Here is a 19,442-nt window from a genome sequence, read left to right on the forward strand (position 1 = left end):
ATGTCGGAGAATTCCCGCGAGGGGAGTACTTCCTCAAAGACCCTTCCGGTCAGTACGAGCGCGCCGGAGACGCTCTCGGAGGGTCGCCCGCACGCGGGTGAAGGAGACCTCGAACGACAACGTTCGTGGAGGCCTCTGTGCTCGCTCAAGCCGGATCCGGCACCGCGTCGATGGGCTCGCCGCTGCTGTGGGGAATCAGCATCGCCGTGCTGCTCGCCTTGCTGATCACCGACTTCGTCATCACCCGCAAGCCACACGAGGTGTCGATGAAGGAGGCCGTCGGCTGGTCGGTGTTCTACCTGACGTTGCCGTTCGTGTTCGGGCTCTGGGTGTGGCTGACCTACAGCGGCGCGCAGGCGACGGAGTTCGTCACCGGCTTCGTCGTGGAGAAGTCGTTGTCGGTGGACAACCTCTTCGTGTTCCTGTTGATCCTCACCGGGTTCGCCGTCCCGGCCGCAGTGCAGCAACGCGTGCTGCTCTACGGGATCGTGGGCGCCCTCGTGCTCCGCGGCATCTTCATCGCGGCCGGTGCGGCGATGCTGCAGGCGGGCACCTGGGCGTTCCTGGTGTTCGGGCTGATCCTCTTCGTCTCGGCGGTGAAGATCCTGCACGAGGCCGCCAAGGGTGGGCATAGCGACAAGGACGTCTCGGAGATGCGGTCGGTGCGGCTGCTGCGCAAGCTCATGCCCGTCACCGACGACTACCGCGGCACCAAGATGCTCGTCCGCGAGGCCGGGCGCCGGGCGCTGACGCCGTTGACGCTCGTGGTGGTGGCGGTGTTCGCGACCGACATCGTGTTCGCCGTCGACTCCGTGCCCGCGGTGTACGGCATCACCGAGGATCCGTACCTGGTGTTCGTCACCAACGCCTTCGCCCTGCTCGGCCTGCGGGCGCTGTACTTCGTGCTGCAGGCGGTGCTGGCGAAGCTCGTCTACCTCAACCACGGCCTGGCGATCATTCTCGCCTTCATCGGCGTGAAGCTGGTGCTGCACTGGGCGCACACCGTCTGGCCGGCCGTGCCGACCATCCCGACCCCGATCTCGCTGGCGACGATCGTCGTCGTCCTCGCCGTGGTGACGTTGGCGAGCCTGCGGCGGTCCCGGCGTGACGCCGAAGCGCAGGCCAGGGCAGGCCAGATGACCTAGGAGCTGACGATGATGGTGGACTTCCTCATCGACCTGGCGTTGACCGTGCTGATCCTCGTGGCGGCGGCCATCACCATCGGTTCCCTGGTGACCTTCCGACGCCCCCACTGAGGCGAGGCGGCGACGCGAACCGACCCGCTGCCGCTCACAGGGCTGAGCGGGACTTCCAGGTCTCCCAGTCCAGCAACCAGTCCATGACGTCCGAGGTCGTGGGGAAGTTCGCCTTCGAGCCGGAGACCTCCACCGGGTCGCCCAGCATCGCCGAGTCGAAGAACGCCTTCGCGTCCGCCTCGTAGAGGTTGACGCAGCCGTGCGAGGTGTTGGCCTTGCCGATGTTGGCGCGGTTCTCCTCGTTCTCGTGGATGTACTCGCCGTGGTTGGAGATCCGGCAGCACCACTTCTTCTGGACGTCGGTGTAGCCGTAGCGCTCGTTGTCGAAGATCGAGGTCGGCTCCTTGGTCATGATGATCACGGTGCCGTTGGGCGTGTTGAGGTTCGGGTCGTCGTCGCGACCGTTGCTGCAGGGGTAGTTCGCCACCTCGGCGCCGTCGCGGTAGACGCGCATCCGGTGCTCCGGGGTGTGGACCTTCACGACCTGGTTGCGGCCGATGCGGAACGTCGTGGTGACGTCGGCCTTGCCGTACGCGCCGCCACCGTAGTGCACGCCGTACAGCTTGGCGGTGACCGTGACCTCCGTGTTGGCCGGCCAGTACTCCCGCGGCCGCCAGTCGACCTGCCGGTCGGAGAGCCACCCCCACGAGCCTTCGACCTCGGGAGTCGTCCTCACCGACAGGGCCCGCTCCGCCGCAGCGCGGTCGGTGATCGACTCGGCGAACTTCACGCTGATCGGCATGCCGACGCCCACCACGGCGTCGTCGCCCGGGTAGAGCGTCGCCCGCACCTCCGACGCCGGCGTAAGGGTGCCGAACGTGCCGTCGAGGGACACCATCTTGTTGTCGGTGCCCTTCGCCTTGGCGGCGTAGGTGTAGGTGCGGCCGTAGCCGAGCGGTTCCGTGCTGGTCCAGGTGGTCTTGTCCGCGTTGAACTCGCCCGCGAGCGCGGCGCCCTCCTCATTGGTGACCGCGACCTCGGTGAAGGCGCCCTCCTGCACGGTGAGCGTGACGGGTTTCACCACCGGAACGTCCTGGGCTCCGCGAGCCGGGTCGGCGGTGATCCGCGCCTTGGGCGGGACGTGGGCCGGGTTGATCTCCGCCGTGCCGCTCGTCGTGCCCGAACAGGCCGCGAGCAGGCCCGCCGAGCCCGCCGCGAGGGCGGCCTTGAGAGCCGTGCGCCGTTCCATCTACGTCAACCCCTCCCTGCACTCACTCGTGCGGTCCCCCATGAGCGTTACAACGCTACCTGGCAGCATGCGGTCATGAGCACTCGAACCGCTGTCATCACGGGAGCCAGCGCGGGAATCGGCGCCGCCACCGCGAAGGCTCTTGCCCACGCCGGCTTCCAGGTCGTCCTCGGCGCCAGGCGCCTCGAACTGCTCAAGCCGCTGGCCGACGAACTCGGCGGCACGGCCCTTCCTCTGGACGTCACCGACGCCGACTCCGTTGCCTCGTTCGTGGAACAGGTGCCGGAATGCCATGTGCTGGTGAACAACGCCGGTGGCGCCCGTGGTCTCGAACGCGTCGAGGACGCCGACGAGGAGCACTGGCGCTGGATGTGGGAGACGAACGTGCTCGGCACCCTGCGCATGACGAAGGCGCTGCTGCCCAAGCTCGTCGCGTCGGGGGACGGCCACGTCATCACGGTGACCTCCATCGCGGGCCACGAGGTGTACGACGGCGGCTCCGGCTACACCTCCGCCAAGCACGCGCAGTCCGCGCTGCACCGGACGCTGCGGTCGGAGCACCTCGGCGACCCGCTGCGGATCACCGAGATCGTGCCGGGGATGGTCGAGACCGACTTCTCGCTGAACCGCTTCGACGGCGACGCCGAGCGTGCCGCGAAGGTGTACCAGGGGCTCGACCCGCTGACCGCCGAGGACGTCGCCGAGGTGATCGCCTTCGCCGCCACCCGCCCGCCACACGTCAATCTCGACCAGATCGTCCTCAAGCCCCGCGCACAACTCAACGGCTCGCGGTTCCATCGGCAGTGACGAGCCCGGAACGGTCTCGAACAACCGCATGACCGGAACAGGTCATGGCGACCTCCGGTTCCACCACCGAGCCTGCCCCAGGTGCCGAGCCGGCGCCTGGGGCAGAACCCGCGGCTGCCCAGGGCCTGCGCACCGTGCCGGAGGGAGCGACGGTGCGGCTGCGCATCGACCGAGGACGGACCGCCCCGGTTACACGTCGCAGTTGATGAGCAGGGGTTCGGGGTGCAGAGTGACGCCGAAGGTGGCCCGCACCCCGTCCCGGACCTCGCGGGCGAGGGCGAGCAGATCCGCCGTGCTGGCCTCGCCGCGGTTGGTGAGCGCCAGCGTGTGCTTGGTCGACAGCGACACCCGGCCGCCGGGGCCCGCGTGGCCCTTGTGGAAGCCGGCCCGCTCAATCAGCCACGCCGCCGAGAGCTTCACGCCGCCCTGCGCGGGGTACTGCGGCACGGGGGTGTCCGCGCCGACGACCTCGCCGATCCGCTCGAGCACCTCGGCGACCCGGTCGTCCGGCACGATCGGGTTGGTGAAGAAGGAGCCCGCGCTCCACGTGTCGTGGTCGGCGGCGTCGAGCACCATGCCCTTCTTCCGGCGCAGGCCCAGCACCGCCTCGCGGGCCTCGGCCGCGGGCACCCGTGTGCCGACCTCGACGCCGAGGGTGCGGGCCAGCTCGGCGTACCGGATCGGCACCGACCGGCCGTCGTCGCGCAGGGTGAACCGCACCGACAGCACCACGCCCGCGTCCGTGCCCTTGAGCACACTCGTGCGGTAGGCGAAGCCCAGTTCGGCCGCCGGGATGGTGCCGACCTCCTTGGTGCGGCGGTCGTAGAACTCGACGGAGTGCAGCACCTCGCTGATCTCGCAGCCGTACGCGCCGACGTTCTGGATCGGCGTCGCGCCCGCCGAGCCGGGGATGCCGGACAGGCACTCGAGCCCGCCCCGGCCCTCGGCGACGGTCGCGGCGACGTAGGCGTCCCAGTCCTGGCCCGCCGCCACGGTCTCACCGTCCCAGCCGGTGGTGGCGATGCGGACGACGGTGCCGTCGAAGCCCGCGTCGGCGACCACCAGGTTGGAGCCGCCGCCGAGCAGCAGCAGCGGCTCGCCCGCCTCGTCGAGCTCCCGCACCACGGACACGAGCTCGTCTGTGGTCTCGGCCGCCACGAGCCGGCGGGCGGGGCCGCCGAGCCGCAGCGTGGTGTACGCGCGCAGGGCCTGCTGGGTGGGCGTTTCGACAGTGCTCACAACCCGCAACGGTACTGTCCAGGGCATGGCATCCCGTATCGAGCACCGGGCGACGTTCCCGCACAGCGTCGCCGACGTGTATGCCGCCCAGTCGAGCGAGGCCGCGTTGCGGGCGCGGCTGGCCGAGCTCGGCGGCAAGCACGCCACGCTGGAGGACCACACGAGCACCAGCGACGGTGTCCGGTACACGCTGCTGCAGGGCGTCCCGGCGGAGAAGCTGCCGCAGGCCGTCCGCAGCCTGCACAAGGGCGACCTGATGGTGCGCCGGGAGCACACATGGGCACCGTCCGGGGCCGGCTACACCGGCACCATCAAGGCGCACGTCCCCGGGCTGCCCGGGGACATCACGGCCAGCACGGAGCTCACCGGTGACGGGCAGGGCAGCGTGCAGGCCACGCGCGGCGAGGTGACGGTGCGCATCCCCCTCGTCGGCGGCAAGCTCGAGGGTTTCGTCGCCGAGCAGGTCACCAGGCTGCTCGAGCGCGAGGCCGAGTTCACGGCGACGTGGCTCGCGCACGGCAACTGATCGGCGCGCCGACCCGAGGCACCACCAATCCCAATCGTTTACGCCGGATCGACCGCTGGCTCACCGCCGACCACGGGGTGGCGCGGGTGCTCTCGGCGCGCGCCGATCCGCTGGTGGTCGATCTGGGCTACGGAGCCTCGCCGGTGACGACGGTGGAACTCGCGCGGCGGCTCGCAGCCGTCTTCCCCGGTGTGCGGGTGCTGGGGCTGGAGCTCGACGCCGACCGGGTGGCGGCCGCGGCGCACGCGGCCGACCCGCCCCGGCTGGACTTCCGCCGGGGCGGATTCGAGCTCGCGGGTACGCGACCGGTGCTGGTGCGGGCGTTCAACGTGCTGCGGCAGTACGCCGAAGCGGACGTGCTGCCGTCGTGGGAGGCGATGCTCGCGAGCATCGAACCCGGCGGCCTGCTCGTGGAGGGCACGTGTGACGAGGTCGGCAGGCTGTGCACCTGGGTCACCGTGTCACACGACGGCCCGCGCACCCTCACGTTGTCGTGCAAGGTGACAGCGTTCGACCGTCCGTCCACTGTGGCCGAGCGGCTGCCGAAGGCGTTGATTCACCGCAACGTCCCTGGTGAACGTGTGCACGAGTTCCTGTCTGTTGTGGACTCCTGCTGGGCGACGGCGGCGCCGTTCGGCGTCTACGGTGCCAGGGCGCGCTGGACCGAGACCGTGCGGCTGCTGGCCGAGACCGGCTGGCCGGTGCTCGGCAGGCGGGACCGCTGGCGGCTCGGCGAGCTCACCGTGCCGTGGGAGTCGGTGGCCCCGGGCGCGTAGGGCGTTCGCCGTCGAGGTGGGGCTGGCCGGTACGACCGGGTAGGGCGGGCAGGTCAGGGCTGCCCTGATCTCTCCCTGAGATCGCTCTCAGGCCATGGTCTCCGCGCTGTCGCGGTGCCAGTCTCGCACCAGTGGGGGTCGCCGAGCGGCCACTCGGCGACCCCCGATCGCGAGCGGAGCACCTCTCGACACCACACGAACGGAGACACCCATGCCCGCGTTGTCCACCGTACCGATCCGGGCCTACACGGCCGGAATCGCCGACACACCGGAGCAGATCCGCGCGGCCCAGCGGCTGCGCACCACCGTCTTCCGCGACGAGCTGGGGGCCGAGCTGCCCGGCGAGCTCGACGCGGACCCGTTCGACGAGGTGTGCGACCACCTGATCGTCACGCACGAACCGACCGGCGAGGTGGTGGGTACCTACCGGCTGCTGCCGCCCGGGCGGTCCCGGCGGCTGTACTCGTCGACGGAGTTCGACCTGGCGAACCTGGACCCGCTGCGGCACACGCTGCTCGAGACCGGCCGCTCCTGCGTGCATCCGGGCCACCGCGGCGGCGCGGTGATCACACTGATGTGGTCGGCGCTCGCCCGGTACGCGCTGCTGTCCGGGCACCGCTACCTCGGCGGCTGCGCGTCGGTGCCGCTGGCCGACGGCGGGCTGGCGGCCGCGAGCACGTGGCATGTGGCCTCCACCAAGCACGCCTCCCCCGCCGAGTACCGCGTGCTGCCGCACCGGCCGTGGATCCCGTCGCGGTCGCGTGGCCTGCGGCCGAGGTACGCGGACCTGCCGCCGCTGGTGCGCGGGTACCTGCGCCTGGGTGCGTGGGTGTGCGGACCGCCCGCGCACGACGAGGACTTCGCCGTCGCCGACTTCTTCCTCCTGCTGCCGATGGCGCAGCTGGACGAGCGCTACCTGCGTTACCTCCTGGGAGCCGGCCGGTGAACCCGTGGCGCGCATGTTCACCGTGTTCTTCACGCTGCGTCACACACCGGTTGGCCCCGGTGAGCACCATGGAAGCCGTGCGGCGGGGTGCGGCGCTGGCGGAAACCCTCGCGCGACGCGGAGACATCGGCAACCGCGCCGCGGAGGCCCTGCGCGCCCTCGGCATCAGGCTGGACACAGACGGTGAGCGGCCGAGCGTGCCAGGCGGCCCGGGCACGCTGATCGTCGCCAACCACGTGTCGTGGCTGGACATCGTGGGCCTGCTGGCCCTCGAGCCGGTGACCTTCCTCGCGAAGCGGGAAATAGCGCGCTGGCCGGTGTTCGGCTCGCTGGCGCGGCGCGTGGACACGGTGTTCGTGGACCGCTGGGCGCTGCGCACGCTGCCGGAGGCCGTGGCGGCGGTGGCGGAGCGGCTGCGCGCCGGCCGGTCGGTGGCGGTGTTCCCGGAGGCGACCACGTGGTGCTCGCCGCCGGGCGGCCCGTTCCGGCGGGCGGTGTTCCAGGCCGCGCTCGACGCCAGGGCGCCGATCCGCCCCGTCACCCTGACGTATCTCCAGCGCGGCGAGCCCACCACCGTGGCCGCGTTCGTCGGCGACGACGGCCTGGCCACGTCGGTGGGCCGCGTCGCGCGGGCGAGGGAGCTGACCCTGCGCGTGGACGTCCACCCCGCGCTGCCGCCGCAGGGTGACCGGCGGTCGCTGGCCGAGCAGGCGCGCGCTGCCGTGCTCGGCCGGGAGCCCGCCGGTGTTTGAGCTGCTGCACGACCTCACCGCCGTGCTGCAGAGCCAGCTCGATTCGCCGTGGTTGTGGCTGGTGGTGTTCGTCGTCGCGGGACTGGACGCGTTGTTGCCGTTCATGCCGAGCGAGACGACGGTCATCACGGTGGCGGTGCTGCTGGGGCCGGACGTGGGCGGGCTCGCGCTGCTCACGGTGGTGGCCGCCGTCGGAGCGCTGGCGGGCGACTGCTTCGGGCACGGCATCGCGCGCGGCGCCGGGCCGCGCACGCTGACGAGGCTGCAACGCACCGAACGCGGCCGTCGGCGGTACGCCTGGGCACGGGAGCAGCTGGACCGGCACGGCGCCGTGCTCGTCATCGCGGGCCGCTACGTCCCCGGTGGGCGGGTGGCCTCGGCACTCGCGACCGGCAGCCTGCGTTACCCCCTCGGCCGGTTCGTGGCACTCGACGCCGTCGGCACCACCGTGTGGGCGATCTACTCGGTGCTGATCGGCCTGCTCGGCGCCGCCGGATTCGCCGACGAGCCGGGCAAGGGGCTGCTGCTCGCGTTCGGCGCCGGGCTCGGCTGCCTCGCGTGCGTGGAGCTGGGGCGGCGGCTACTCTCGCGCCGTGGACTACGCGACGCACGTCGCGGCGATCGAGGAGCACAACGCCGGCCTGCGCAGGGCCGCGATCGCCGCCGGTCCGGACGAACCCGTACCGACCTGTCCGAAATGGACTATCCGGCGACTGGTGCGGCACCTCGCCAGAGTGCAGTCGTGGGTGGTCGCCGCCATCGCCGACCCGCACGGTGAAGGCGCCCGCGCGGGGACGCCACCGGACGACTGGGACGGCCTGCTGGCCTGGTGGGACGAGCAGCGCGCCGCGCTGCGGGCCGCGTTCGACGCCGGACCGGACGCACCGGCCCAGATGGTCTTCCCGTCGCACTCGCCGACGGTCGGCTCGTGGGCACGCAGGCAGGCGCACGAGGCCGCCATCCACCGGGTCGACGCGGAACTGGCGGCGCGCGAGGATCCGGTGACCTTCGATCCCGCGTTCGCCGCGGACGGCATCGACGAGGTGCTCGCCATGATCGTCTACCGGCGCGCCGACTGGAGCGCCTTCACCGCGAAGGGCAGCGTGCTCGTGCACGCCGAGGACGCGGGCAGACTGTGGTCGCTCAAGCTGGCGCCCGGCGAGGCACCGCAGTTCGACGAGCAACCGTTCGAAGCCGAGCTCACCATCGAGGGCGACGCCGACGCCGTGTACAAGGCACTCTGGCGCAGGCCGAGCACGGTGACGATCACGGGCGACGCCGCGTTGCTGGAGCCGCTCGCGGCTCCGTGACGGGCAGGCGCGAGAATGGGGAGCCGTGCCTGACTCGCGTAGATATGTCATCACCTTCGGCTGCCCCGACCGCACCGGGATCGTGGCGCGGATCTCCTCGTTCCTCGCCGAGGTCGGCGGCTGGATCACCGAGGCCGCCTACTACACCGACCCGGACACCGGCTGGTTCTTCACCCGCCAGGTGGTGAAGGCCGAGTCGATCCCGTTCGACGTCGAGGAGCTGCGCGCCCGGTTCGCCGGAGTCGCGCGGTCGCTGGGAGCCGAGTCCAACTGGCGGGTCGACGACAGCGGCGAGCGCAGGCGCATGGTGGTCCTCGTGTCGAAGGAGGGGCACTGCCTCTACGACCTGCTGGGCCGGGTCGCCTCCGGTGAGCTGGACGTCGACGTGCGCGCGGTCATCGGCAACCACGACAACCTCGCCGACATCACCCGCGCCCACGGCATCCCGTTCCATCACGTGCCGTTCGGCAGCGATCCCGAGGAGAAGCAGGCCGCGTTCGCCGAGGTCGCCAAGCTCGTCGACGAGCACGACCCGCACGCGGTGGTGCTGGCGCGGTTCATGCAGATCCTCCCCGCCGAGCTGTGCGAGGCGTGGGAGGGCCGCGCCATCAACATCCACCACAGCTTCCTGCCCTCGTTCGTCGGCGCGCGCCCGTACCACCAGGCGTACGCGCGCGGCGTGAAGCTCGTCGGCGCGACGTGCCACTACGTGACGGCCGACCTCGACGCGGGGCCGATCATCGAGCAGGACGTCATCCGCGTCGACCACGGCGACACGGTGGCCGACATGGTCCGCAAGGGCCGCGACATCGAGAAGATCACCCTCGCCCGTGGCCTGCGCTGGCACCTAGAGGGCCGCGTGCTCGTGCACGGCAACCGGACGGTCGTGTTCTGACTTGCGCACCCGCCGGTTGGGCACGATCAGCGGGGTGCCGGTCTCCGGGTCGTCGATCACGCGGCACGGCAGGCCGAACACCTCCTCGACGAGCCCGGCCGTGATGATCTCCGATGGGTCGCCCTGCGCCGCGATGACGCCGCCCGGGCGCATGACGATGAGGTGGGTGGCGTAGCGGCAGGCCTGGTTGAGGTCGTGCAGCACGGCGACGAGCGTGTGCCCGCCGTCCTCGTGCAGGTCGGCGCACAGGTCCAGCACCTCGACCTGGTGGGCGATGTCGAGAAACGTCGTCGGCTCGTCGAGCAGCAGGATCGACGTCTGCTGGGCGAGCACCATCGCCAGCCACACGCGCTGCCGCTGGCCACCGGAGAGCTCGTCGACGAGCCGGTCGGCGAGGTCGAGCACCCCGGTGAGCCGCATCGACTCGGTCACCACCGCCTCGTCCTCCGACGACCACTGCTTGAGCAGCTTCTGGTGCGGGTAGCGGCCGCGCGCGACGAGGTCGCCGACCGTGATGCCGTTCGGGGCGATCGACGTCTGCGGCAGCAGTCCGAGCCGCCGCGCCACCTCGCGGGAGCGGTAGGCCGAGATCAGCCTGCCGTCGAGATACACGCCGCCCGCCTTGGGCTTGAGCATGCGGGCCAGCGCCTTGAGCAGGGTCGACTTGCCACACGCGTTGGGGCCGACGATCACCGTGAACGAGCCGTCGGGAATCTCCACTCCGAGGTCGGTGGCCACGGTGGTCTGCTCGTAGGCGAGCGTGAGGTGCTCGGCATGGAGCCTCGTCATGTGTACCTGCCCTTCCCGCGCCATTCAGACGCCAACAACCAGATCAAGTACAGCCCGCCGATGCAGCCGGTCGCGGTGCCCACCGGCAGTTGCGAGGCCGGGAACAGCTGCTGGACCGCGTAGTCGCCGGCAGCCAGCAGCAGCGCGCCGACGAGCGCGGAGGTCACCAGCCCCGGAGCGGGCGAACGGGTGAGCGTGCGCGCGAGCTGCGGTGCGGCGAGCGCGACGAAGGTGATCGGTCCGGCCGCGGCCGTCGCGACCGCTGCGAGCAGCACGCTCGCGAGGATCAGCGCGGCACGGCTGCGCGGGACGTTCACCCCGAGTGCCTTCGCCGAGTCCTCCCCCAGTTCCATCATCGCGAGCGGCCGCGCGTGGTAGAGGGCGAGCGGCAGCAGCACGGCGAGCGCGAGCGCGGCCGCGGTGACGTGTTCCCAGCCGCGCGAGTTGACACTGCCGACCAGCCAGGACTGCGCGGTGAGCGCGTCGTGGAGGTTGGCGCGCGTGATGAGGTAGGAGTTGAGCGCCACGGCGAGGGCGTTGATGCCGATGCCCATGAGCACGAACCGCAGGCCCTGCGCACCGCGCGTGAAGGCGAGCAGGTAGATCAGCAGCGCCGCCGTGACCGCCCCGGCGAGCGCGCCCAGCGAGACCTCGACCATGCTGCCGCCGACCACGATGATCACCAGCAGCGCGCCGGTGGAAGCGCCGTTGGTGAACCCGATGATGTCGGGGCTGCCGAGCGGGTTGCGCGTGAGGCTCTGCAGGATGGCACCGCTGGCGGCGAGCGCCGCGCCCACGAGCACGGCGGTGAGCAGCCGCGGCAGGCGCAGCGTGTTGACGATGAAGTCGGCGGCACCGTCACCCTGCCCCAGCACGGACAGCAGGACCTCGTCGACGGAGAGCTCGAACTCGCCCGTGGTGAGCGTGAGCATCATGACGGCCAGCAGCGCGACGGCGGCCACCCCGCCCACGGCGATCGAGCGACCCCGCACCCGCACCGCGAGCCCTTCCCGCCGGGTCCTCAGCACACGCCCGGTCACCACGGGGGTCACAGGGCGGCCAGCTTTCGCTTGCGGCACAGGGCCAGGAACACGGGGACGCCGATCGCGGCGGTCACGATGCCCACCTGGACCTCCGACGGCGGCGCGATGATCCGGCCGACGAGGTCCGCGCCCACGAGCAGCGTCGGGGCGAGCACGAGCGAGTACGGCAACACCCAGCGCTGGTCGGGTCCCGCGACGAACCGCGCCACGTGCGGCACCGCGAGTCCGACGAAACCGATCGGTCCGACGGCGGCGGTGGCCGCGCCGCACAGCAGCGTGATCGCGACGGCACCGACCACCCGGATGCGATCGGGGTGCGCGCCCAGCGCGCGGCCGAGCTCGTCACCCATGGCGAGCGCGTTGAGCTGGCGCATCAGCAGCAGGGCGACGACGATCCCGGCGGCGATGAACGGCAGCACGGGCACCAGCACGTCGTAGTAGCGCCCCGCGAGCGAGCCGACCTGCCAGAAGCGGAACTCCTCGAAGGCCCCGGGGTCGGTGAGCAGCACCGCGCTGTTGACGGCGAACAGCACGGCCGTCACCGCGGCGCCCGCGATCACGAGCCGTTCCGGCGTCGCGGTGCGCGCGCCCGCGCTGCCCAGCGCGTACACTACCAGCGAGGCGACGGCGGCTCCCGCGAAGGCGAACCACACGTAGCCGAGCACCGAGGAGACCCCGACGAACGCGAGCGCGGCCACCACGCCGGTCGAGGCGCCCATCGTGATGCCGAGCAGTCCGGGGTCGGCGAGCGGGTTGCGGGTCAGCGCCTGCATCAGCGCGCCGGCGAGGCCGAGGGCGGCGCCGACGAGCATCGCGAGCAGGGTCCGCGGGATGCGGTAGTCGTGGATGACGACCGCGTCGGCGGATCCGTCGTTGTCCCACAGGACACTCCACGTCGCCGTGAACGGGATGCTCTTCGAGCCGAGCCAGATGCTGAGCAGGCCGAGCAGCACGAGCACGGCCACGGACACCAGCAGGCCCACGCCGCGCAGGGCGCTCGCGGACCGCCGTGGAGGCGCCACGTCGCCCGTCGACTGGTGCGCCGGCGACGTGGTCAAGGACATAAGGTGAGCCTAACCGAACGGGTGACTCGCGGTCCATCGGACCGGACGGGCTCACAGTCGCCGTTCGCCGTCGTCCGGGGAGGGTGATCGCAGGCATGCCGACGGGCCGCAGCGTGCTTCGGGATGCCGTCTTCGGGCAAGGCCGCCTGCTCGCCGGCGCCTCCGTGTTCGCGGCGCTGCACCAGGGCGGTGAGGCGCTCGTTCCGGTGATCGTCGGCGTGGTGATCGACGAGGCCGTGGACACCGGATCGCTCCCGGCGCTGCTGCGCTGGCTCGTCGTGCTCGCGGCCGTCTTCGCCACGCTTTCGCTCAGCTATCGCTTCGCCGCCCGCGCCGCCGAGCGCGCTGCCGAGCAGGCCGCGCACGGGCTGCGGGTGCGGCTTGCCGAACGGGTGCTCGATCCGCGCGGCGGGGCCGAGGCCGGCCGGCTGCCCGGGGCGCTCGTCACCATCGCGACCGGCGACGCCAAGCGGGTCGGCGCGATCGGCACGGCGTTGCCGTTCGCGATCGCCGGGCTCCTCGGGCTGCTGGTCAGTGCGGTCGCACTGCTGCGGATCTCGGTGCCGCTCGGGTTGCTCGTGCTGCTCGGGACGCCGCCGCTGCTGTGGCTGATCCACCTCATCGGCCGCCCGCTCGAGCGGCGCAGCGGCGTCGAGCAGGAACGGGCCGCGCACGCGTCGGGCGTCGCGGCCGACCTGGTGTCGGGGTTGCGGGTGCTCAAGGGCATCGGCGCCGAGGCGGCGGCCGTGTCGCGGTACCGGCGCACGAGCCGGGACTCCTTCGCGGCGACCCTGCGCGCGGCCCGCGCCCATGCCGGGCACGACGGCGCGATTCTCGCCCTCACCGGCGTCTTCATCGCCGTGGTGGCCCTGGTCGGGGCGCGGCTGGCCGCCGAGGGGTCGATCACGGTCGGCGGGCTCGTCGCGGCCGTCGGCCTGGCGCAGTACCTGCTCGGTCCGTTCCAGATCTTCGCGTGGGCGGGTGGCCAGCTCGCCCAGGCCCGGGCGTCGGCGGAGCGGGTCGGGTCGGTGCTCGCCGCGCGGCCCGCGGTGCCGGTCGGCGAGGGTGCGCTCCCCGGCCGGGTACGCGGGCGGTTGCGGCTGCGGGGCGTGTGCCACGGCAGCCTCGACGGGTTGGACCTCGACGTCGAGCCCGGCGAGCTGCTCGGCGTGGTGGCGGGCGATCCGGCCGCGGCGACCCACCTGCTGGAATGCCTCGGCCGGGAGGCCGACCCCGCCCACGGCCGCGTCGAGCTGGACGAGCTGGCCTTCACCGACCTCGATCCCGATCACCTGCGTCGGGCCGTGCTCGTCGCCGCGCACGACGCCGACCTTTTCGAGGGCAGTCTCCTCGACAACGTCGTGACCGCGGCGGCCTCCGCGCACGCCCACATCGACGCGGCGCTCGCGGCGTCGGCCGCGGACGAGGTCGCCGAGTCGCTGCCGCACGGCGTGCACACGACGGTGGCCGAGCACGGACGGTCCCTCTCGGGCGGGCAGCGGCAACGCGTCGCGCTCGCACGGGCGCTGGCCGCCGACCCGCCGGTCCTGGTACTGCACGACCCGACCACGGCCGTCGACGCGGTCACCGAGCACCGGATCGCGCGGGAGCTCCGGAAGATCCGGCAGGGCCGCACGACCGTCCTCGTCACCACGAGCCCGGCACTGCTGGCCGTCACCGACCGCGTGGTGGTGCTCGGCGGCGGCCGCGTGAGCGCGCACGGCACCCACGCCGAACTGGTCGACACCGACGCGGGCTACCGGTCGGTGGTGCTGTCGTGACCACCCGCGCGCTCCTGCCCACCGCCACCGGCAAGCGCACGGCCGCGGCCGTGCGCGAGCTGCTGGCGTCGCGCAAGGTACTGGCGTGCGCGGCGTTCGGCGTGTTGACCGCGGCCACGGCGGTGGGCCTGCTGACCGCTCCCCTGCTCGGGCACATCGTGGATCTCGTGGCGGGCGGCGAGACCGGCTTCACCGTGCCGGTGCTGCTGCTCGGCGTGGTGGCGCTGGTGCGCGGAGCCGCGAACGCGTGGGGACTGGCTCTGGTGTCCCGGCTGGGTGAGGGGATGCTGGCGAGCCTGCGGGAACGGTTCATCGAGCGGGCGCTGAACCTGCCGCTGGAACGCGTCGAGCAGGCAGGCGCGGGCGACCTCACGTCGCGGGTGACCAACGACGTCGCCGTCGTGGCCAGGTCGGTCCGCGAGGCGCTGCCGGAGCTCGGCCGGTCGGTGCTGACGATCGTGCTCACGCTGGGCGCGCTGACCGTGCTCGACTGGCGGTTCCTGCTCGCCGCGCTGCTGGCCGCGCCGATCCAGCTGCACACGGTGCGCTGGTACGTGCGTCGAGCGAACCCGCTGTACGCCGAGCAGCGCGTCAAGGAGGGCGCCCAGCAACAGCAGCTGCTCGACACGGTCGGCGGTGCGCGCACGGTGCGCGCGTTCCGGCTCGCCGGCGAGCACGTCGACCGCGTGCGCGGGCGCTCGCAGGACGTCGTGGACGTCACCATGCGCGCCACCCGGCTGACGACGCGGTTCTTCTCGCGGCTGAATCTGGCCGAGTACATGGGGCTCGCCGCGGTGCTCGTGGCCGGGTTCGTGCTGGTCGGCAACGGCGCGGCGACCCTCGGTACCGCCACGGCCGCGGCACTGTACTTCCACAGCCTGTTCAACCCGATCAACGCCGCACTCGCGCTCGTCGACGACGCGCAGTCGGCGGCGGCAAGCCTGTCCCGTCTCATCGGGGTGGCCGACCTGCCCGGCGAGTCCGGCTCGCCGGGGGCCGGCGTGGCGCGGCGGCCGCTCGACGCGTCGATGAAGGCCGCGGGTGTCGGCCACGCCTACGTGCCGGGCCACGACGTGCTGCGCGACGTGGACCTCGACATCGCCCCCGGCGAGCGGGTGGCCCTGGTCGGCGCGAGTGGGGCGGGCAAGACGACGCTCGCCAAGCTCGTCGCGGGCATCCACCGGCCCTCCCGGGGTTCCATCGCGCTCGGCGGCGTGCCGCTCGACGAGCTCGGGCCCGGCGGCACTCGGCGCGCGGTGGCCCTCGTCAGCCAGGAGGTGCACGTCTTCGCGGGGCCGCTCGCCGACGATCTCCGGCTCGCCCGCCCGGACGCCACCGACGACCAGCTGCGCGCCGCGCTCGCCCGCGTCGACGCTCTCGCATGGGCCGACGCACTGCCGAACGGACTGTCCACTGTGGTCGGCGAGGGAGGGCATCGGCTCACGGTGACGCAGGCGCAGCAGCTCGCGCTGGCGCGGCTCATGCTGGCGGACCCGCCGATCGCGATCCTCGACGAGGCGACCGCCGAGGCGGGCAGTGCGGGCGCGCGCGTGCTCGAGCGGGCCGCGGCCAACGCGCTCGAGGGACGCACCGCGCTCGTCGTCGCCCACCGGCTTACGCAGGCCGCGGCCGCTGACCGGATCGTCGTCCTCGACGCCGGGCGCGTCGTCGAGTCCGGCACGCACGATCAGCTCGTCGCGGCCGGTGGCCGGTACGCCGCCTTGTGGACGGCTTGGTCCGCCGGGCGGGAGCGGGGTGGTGGGTGAGTTCGGGTTTGTGACCTTCGGTGTTCCGTGGTCTGGTGTTCCAGTTCACGCCGTCGGTGGCGGCGGTGGCGGTGGAGTCCGTTGCCCCGGTACGCACTATCGACCACGGTCGCGACGTCCGGCCGGCGCGTTACGACCGGTAGGTGTGGCCGGTGGGGGTGGTGATGCGCAGGGCTCCGGTGTCGGTGAGGTGGAATCGCCAGCCGGGGGTGTGTTTGGTGCGGTGGTGGCGTCGGCAGAGTCCGATGAGGTTGGCGGTGTTGGTGTCGCCGTTGCGCTGGTATGGGATGACGTGGTCGAGATCGACAAAGTGCGCCGGGCGGTGGCAGGTCGGGAACCGGCATTCGCGGTCGCGGATCGTGACGTGGTCGGCGGTGACGGCGGGCGGCCGGTAGCGTTCCCGGCCCACGTCGATCGGGGCGCCGGTGTGCGGGTCGGTGATGATGCGCCGCCAGGTGGAATTGGGGTCGAAGGCGATCGCCCGCGCGATCGAGGCGGGCAGCGGGCCGTGCCCGGCCAACTCGGCCGGGTTGGTCGACAGGCCAACCAGGGTGGCGACGTCGATGTACACGAAGATCTCCGCCCTCGATGAGCCACCACCCGGAGTCCGGCTGAGCAGGAGATCGGCGAACACGTCGGCCCGCAGCTGATCCATGGTCCGGCCGTCACCGGCGTTGCGCAGCGCGCGGGCACACCGATCGATCCGGGCATAGGCCGCCGAGGCCACCTCGGCGGGCAGCTCGGCGACCAGCGTGGCCATCGCATCATCGCCGTGCCGCAACTCCACCCGCCGTTCCCGCCGCCGCGCCTCCGCCCGCGCCGCAGCACCCTCCGGATCCACCTTGTACACCGCACGGTTCACCATCCGCCGAATCGACGAGGCATCCCGCCCGGCCAATCGCCCAGAAACGAGCGCGTCCACTTCCCCGGCCATGTCATCGGCGAGGACCGCTGTCGGCTCCGACACCTTCGACGCCTTGTACAAATCAATGTCACCCCGCGACAACGCACCCAACGTTTCCGGAAGCCGAGTCACCAAATCCCGCGCCAACCCTATTTTGATCCGCGCCGCATTATCCGAAATCGCCAACCCCAGCGCCACTTCCGACGCCACATCCGCAGCATCATCCCGCGACGCCGAATACTCCACCAAAGCCCGCACCTGCAACGCCTGCAGCCGAGCGATCTCCCGCTCCAGTCGAATGACCTCATCAAGAGAATTTTCCCCCATACCAACGATTCTACCGCGAAATACCGAATCATACGAGTGAACCGAAAAACAACGGAACGCGACCACGAAACCCGTCCCGTGGGGAACTGCCGCTAGTAAACAGCCAGAGCACGGTGATGTGTGGAGCGGCAGTTTCCCACGGCGCGCCGAAGGCGTGCCTGAAACCCAACCACCCAAGCAACCAAGGCAACCACACCAATGGTCCCCTGACGGAAATTCCGGCCTTCTGTCAGCGTCGAACGAATTCATTGCCATGGACGGCGGACACCGCTACAGGAACCGCGGACACGGCTACGGGAACGGCCAACACAGCTACCGGAACGGCAAACACGGCGACGCAGACGGCCAACACAGCGACGCGAGAAGCGAACACGGCAACGGGAACGGCCGACACGCCAACCACCGCCTCACCAACACCCACGTAAATCGGTTGCACCGTCCAACCCGGACAGAGCATCATCGGCACATGACCGCCTACGGCACCCACACCCACCTGCTGACGCCCGGCTCGCCCGTGGCGGCCCAGCAGCAGACCGCGCCGGCACGGAGGTCGACCGCCGAACGCCCGTGACCGCGGCGCTCGTCGCCGGCCTCGCCGCCGGTTACGGCATCGCGGTGCCGGTCGGCGCGGTCGGCGTCTACCTGGTGACGCTGTCGGCACTCACCGATCGCCGGGCGGTGCGCATCGCCGCGGCGCTCGGGGCGGCGAGCGCCGACGGCGGCTACGCGCTCGTCGCCGTGCTCGGCGGAGCGGCCGTGGCGAACACGCTGGAGCCGGTGGCGACGCCACTGCGCTGGACGTCGGCTGCGGTGCTCGTCGCGATCGCCGTGACCGTCGGGGGCGCGGCGATCGCGCGATTCCGACGTGGCAGGCAACCCGACCACCTCCGGATCGCCACGTCCCCCATCGCGCGATTCCGGCGCGGCAAGCAATCCGGCCACCTCCGTCGCGGCCAGGGTCACCGGGTCCGAGCCGGGCACGCTCGCGGCCAGGGTCACCGGGCCCGAGCCGGGCACCCAGGCCATCTCCGAGCCGCCCCGACCGCGACGCCGAGCCGCGCGTACGCGACCCTGCTCGCCATCACCGCGCTCAACCCGGCGACCGTCGCCTACTTCGCCGCGCTCGTCCTCGGCGACGGCGCACGCCTGGCCGGAACGCCCACCACCGGCACGATGTTCGTGCTGGCCGCATTCGCCGCGTCGGCCAGCTGGCAGCTCACCCTGGTCTGCGGAGGTGCCGTGCTGGGCAGGTTCGTCACCGGCCCACGCGGGCGCCTCGCGACCGCTGTGGTGTCGAGCGTCGTGGTGGCCGGTCTGGCTGTCGGCATACTCGCAGAGGACGCATGGTGATCGATCGAGCCCGCAACGGAGATGTCCGGGGAAACTCATCAGCGGCACACGGCCATCCCCGGCTGGCCAGGCGGTGATCCGCCGACCGACCGCTGAGGCGACAGCGTCGTCGATCCACGCGGCATACGGCCTGTGGACTGCGGCTGTCTTCTGCGAACAACGCCGGGCGCTCGCGATCGAGTACGAGCGGCCGCGCGTCCTGGTGGGCCGATTTCCCTGCTGCATTTCGGAATCACCTGCGATGGCACGACCCCGCCGATCAGCGCCGTATCCCTCCTCATCGGACTGGAACCCACCGGCGCCGGCATCCTGCACGGGCTCGGCGCCGACGAGCGGCCGCGACGGCAGCACGCCCACCAAGTGCGGTTGCCGTGTGGCGAGGCCGAGATCACGACACGCGGCCTCACCGTTACCCTCGGCGCGGGAGCACCGGCGCTGCCCGCCGTGCAACCGTCCGCCACCGTCCCGGTTCCGCGAACCGGCCGTCGGCTCGTCCTGACGCTCACCACGCCCGGTCCCGGCAGCTGGCCGCCTACGCGGCCACGGCCGCGGACGTCCTGCGCAGCGTCCGGTTCGCGGACGGCCGGTCGTGACGCCCCGGTGGGGCCGCCCGGGTCGTCGCGCCGGCGCGCGGCTGTGAGAACGTGGACACGAGCCCGGCCTGGGCTCCCGGACGAGGGGTGCCGTACCCGGCGCGCGACAAGACGGCCCGCAGGAGGTTG

18 protein-coding genes, 1 pseudogene and 1 riboswitch are annotated in these 19,442 nt (G+C 72.0%); of the genes and pseudogenes, 13 read left to right on the forward strand and 6 right to left on the reverse strand.

Going from position 1 to position 19,442, the window contains the following annotated elements:
- Window positions 1-170: 170 nt before the first annotated feature.
- Window positions 171-1,145 (forward strand): TerC/Alx family metal homeostasis membrane protein, encoded by a 975-nt coding sequence (locus ACFSZT_RS01760; RefSeq protein ID WP_377387833.1) that lies wholly within the window; start codon window positions 171-173, stop codon window positions 1,143-1,145.
- A 145-nt stretch (window positions 1,146-1,290) separates the two neighbouring features.
- Here ACFSZT_RS01760 and ACFSZT_RS01765 read toward each other — a convergent pair whose 3' ends face one another.
- Window positions 1,291-2,445 (reverse strand): L,D-transpeptidase, encoded by a 1,155-nt coding sequence (locus tag ACFSZT_RS01765; protein WP_377387685.1) that lies wholly within the window; start codon window positions 2,443-2,445, stop codon window positions 1,291-1,293.
- Between the two features lie 75 nt (window positions 2,446-2,520).
- Between ACFSZT_RS01765 and ACFSZT_RS01770 the strand changes: the two genes are divergently transcribed.
- Window positions 2,521-3,252: an SDR family oxidoreductase gene (locus ACFSZT_RS01770; RefSeq protein WP_377387687.1), complete on the forward strand. Its 732-nt coding sequence runs from the start codon at window positions 2,521-2,523 to the stop codon at window positions 3,250-3,252.
- Window positions 3,253-3,441: 189 nt separating this feature from the next.
- Here the strand turns inward: ACFSZT_RS01770 and ACFSZT_RS01775 are convergent, their stop codons facing one another.
- Entirely contained in the window at window positions 3,442-4,491 is a 1,050-nt protein-coding gene (locus ACFSZT_RS01775) for a UDP-N-acetylmuramate dehydrogenase (protein WP_377387689.1), read from the reverse strand.
- A 25-nt stretch (window positions 4,492-4,516) separates the two neighbouring features.
- Here ACFSZT_RS01775 and ACFSZT_RS01780 point away from each other — a divergent pair, with 25 nt between their 5' ends.
- From ACFSZT_RS01780 to purU, 7 genes and pseudogenes are all read left to right on the forward strand, one after another.
- On the forward strand, window positions 4,517-5,017 hold the full coding sequence (locus tag ACFSZT_RS01780) for a DUF2505 domain-containing protein (protein WP_377387691.1): 501 nt from the start codon (window positions 4,517-4,519) through the stop codon (window positions 5,015-5,017).
- Window positions 4,996-5,793, forward strand: coding sequence for a class I SAM-dependent methyltransferase (locus tag ACFSZT_RS01785; RefSeq protein WP_377387693.1), 798 nt, complete (start codon window positions 4,996-4,998; stop codon window positions 5,791-5,793). The genes ACFSZT_RS01780 and ACFSZT_RS01785 overlap by 22 nt, the downstream gene beginning before the upstream one ends.
- A gap of 211 nt (window positions 5,794-6,004) precedes the next feature.
- On the forward strand, window positions 6,005-6,739 hold the full coding sequence (locus tag ACFSZT_RS01790; RefSeq protein WP_377387695.1) for a GNAT family N-acetyltransferase: 735 nt from the start codon (window positions 6,005-6,007) through the stop codon (window positions 6,737-6,739).
- A gap of 68 nt (window positions 6,740-6,807) precedes the next feature.
- The gene (locus ACFSZT_RS01795) at window positions 6,808-7,491 is read left to right on the forward strand and encodes a lysophospholipid acyltransferase family protein (RefSeq protein ID WP_377387835.1); all 684 of its coding nucleotides are present in this window, start codon (window positions 6,808-6,810) and stop codon (window positions 7,489-7,491) included.
- Window positions 7,484-8,269, forward strand: a complete 786-nt coding sequence (locus tag ACFSZT_RS01800) for a DedA family protein (RefSeq protein ID WP_377387697.1) — start codon at window positions 7,484-7,486, stop codon at window positions 8,267-8,269. Before ACFSZT_RS01795 ends, ACFSZT_RS01800 begins: the two co-directional genes overlap by 8 nt.
- A pseudogene (locus ACFSZT_RS01805) lies at window positions 8,166-8,801 on the forward strand (maleylpyruvate isomerase family mycothiol-dependent enzyme); the annotation flags it as partial. The gene ACFSZT_RS01800 and the pseudogene ACFSZT_RS01805, both read left to right, overlap by 104 nt.
- 25 nt (window positions 8,802-8,826) lie before the next feature.
- Window positions 8,827-9,696 (forward strand): formyltetrahydrofolate deformylase, encoded by an 870-nt coding sequence (purU, locus tag ACFSZT_RS01810; protein ID WP_377387699.1) that lies wholly within the window; start codon window positions 8,827-8,829, stop codon window positions 9,694-9,696.
- Here purU and ACFSZT_RS01815 read toward each other — a convergent pair.
- From ACFSZT_RS01815 to ACFSZT_RS01825, 3 genes are read right to left on the reverse strand one after another with little or no spacing between them, the layout of a single operon-like run.
- Window positions 9,649-10,485, reverse strand: coding sequence for an ABC transporter ATP-binding protein (locus ACFSZT_RS01815; RefSeq protein ID WP_377387701.1), 837 nt, complete (start codon window positions 10,483-10,485; stop codon window positions 9,649-9,651). The genes purU and ACFSZT_RS01815 overlap by 48 nt on opposite strands.
- Window positions 10,482-11,513 (reverse strand): FecCD family ABC transporter permease, encoded by a 1,032-nt coding sequence (locus ACFSZT_RS01820; RefSeq protein WP_377387703.1) that lies wholly within the window; start codon window positions 11,511-11,513, stop codon window positions 10,482-10,484. Before ACFSZT_RS01820 ends, ACFSZT_RS01815 begins: the two co-directional genes overlap by 4 nt.
- Window positions 11,514-11,533: 20 nt before the next feature.
- The gene (locus ACFSZT_RS01825) at window positions 11,534-12,592 is read right to left on the reverse strand and encodes a FecCD family ABC transporter permease (RefSeq protein ID WP_377387705.1); all 1,059 of its coding nucleotides are present in this window, start codon (window positions 12,590-12,592) and stop codon (window positions 11,534-11,536) included.
- Between the two features lie 95 nt (window positions 12,593-12,687).
- On the opposite strand from ACFSZT_RS01825, the gene ACFSZT_RS01830 reads away from it, so the two are divergent.
- The gene (locus tag ACFSZT_RS01830; RefSeq protein ID WP_377387707.1) at window positions 12,688-14,373 is read left to right on the forward strand and encodes an ABC transporter ATP-binding protein; all 1,686 of its coding nucleotides are present in this window, start codon (window positions 12,688-12,690) and stop codon (window positions 14,371-14,373) included.
- The gene (locus ACFSZT_RS01835) at window positions 14,370-16,139 is read left to right on the forward strand and encodes an ABC transporter ATP-binding protein (protein WP_377387709.1); all 1,770 of its coding nucleotides are present in this window, start codon (window positions 14,370-14,372) and stop codon (window positions 16,137-16,139) included. Before ACFSZT_RS01830 ends, ACFSZT_RS01835 begins: the two co-directional genes overlap by 4 nt.
- 130 nt (window positions 16,140-16,269) lie before the next feature.
- Here the strand turns inward: ACFSZT_RS01835 and ACFSZT_RS01840 are convergent, their stop codons facing one another.
- On the reverse strand, window positions 16,270-17,370 hold the full coding sequence (locus ACFSZT_RS01840; RefSeq protein ID WP_377387711.1) for an HNH endonuclease signature motif containing protein: 1,101 nt from the start codon (window positions 17,368-17,370) through the stop codon (window positions 16,270-16,272).
- A 116-nt stretch (window positions 17,371-17,486) separates the two neighbouring features.
- On the opposite strand from ACFSZT_RS01840, the gene ACFSZT_RS01845 reads away from it, so the two are divergent.
- Both ACFSZT_RS01845 and ACFSZT_RS01850 read left to right on the forward strand, forming a co-directional pair.
- Complete coding sequence (locus ACFSZT_RS01845; RefSeq protein ID WP_377387837.1) at window positions 17,487-17,795, forward strand: alanine-zipper protein; 309 nt, start codon at window positions 17,487-17,489, stop codon at window positions 17,793-17,795.
- Window positions 17,796-17,937: 142 nt separating this feature from the next.
- The gene (locus ACFSZT_RS01850; protein WP_377387713.1) at window positions 17,938-18,720 is read left to right on the forward strand and encodes a lysine transporter LysE; all 783 of its coding nucleotides are present in this window, start codon (window positions 17,938-17,940) and stop codon (window positions 18,718-18,720) included.
- Window positions 18,721-19,369: 649 nt separating this feature from the next.
- Window positions 19,370-19,434, forward strand: a riboswitch (guanidine-III (ykkC-III) riboswitch).
- The last annotated feature ends 8 nt before the right edge of the window (window positions 19,435-19,442 follow it).

This window comes from Prauserella oleivorans, from assembly GCF_042685745.1.
Classification (GTDB): domain Bacteria; phylum Actinomycetota; class Actinomycetes; order Mycobacteriales; family Pseudonocardiaceae; genus Prauserella_A; species Prauserella_A oleivorans.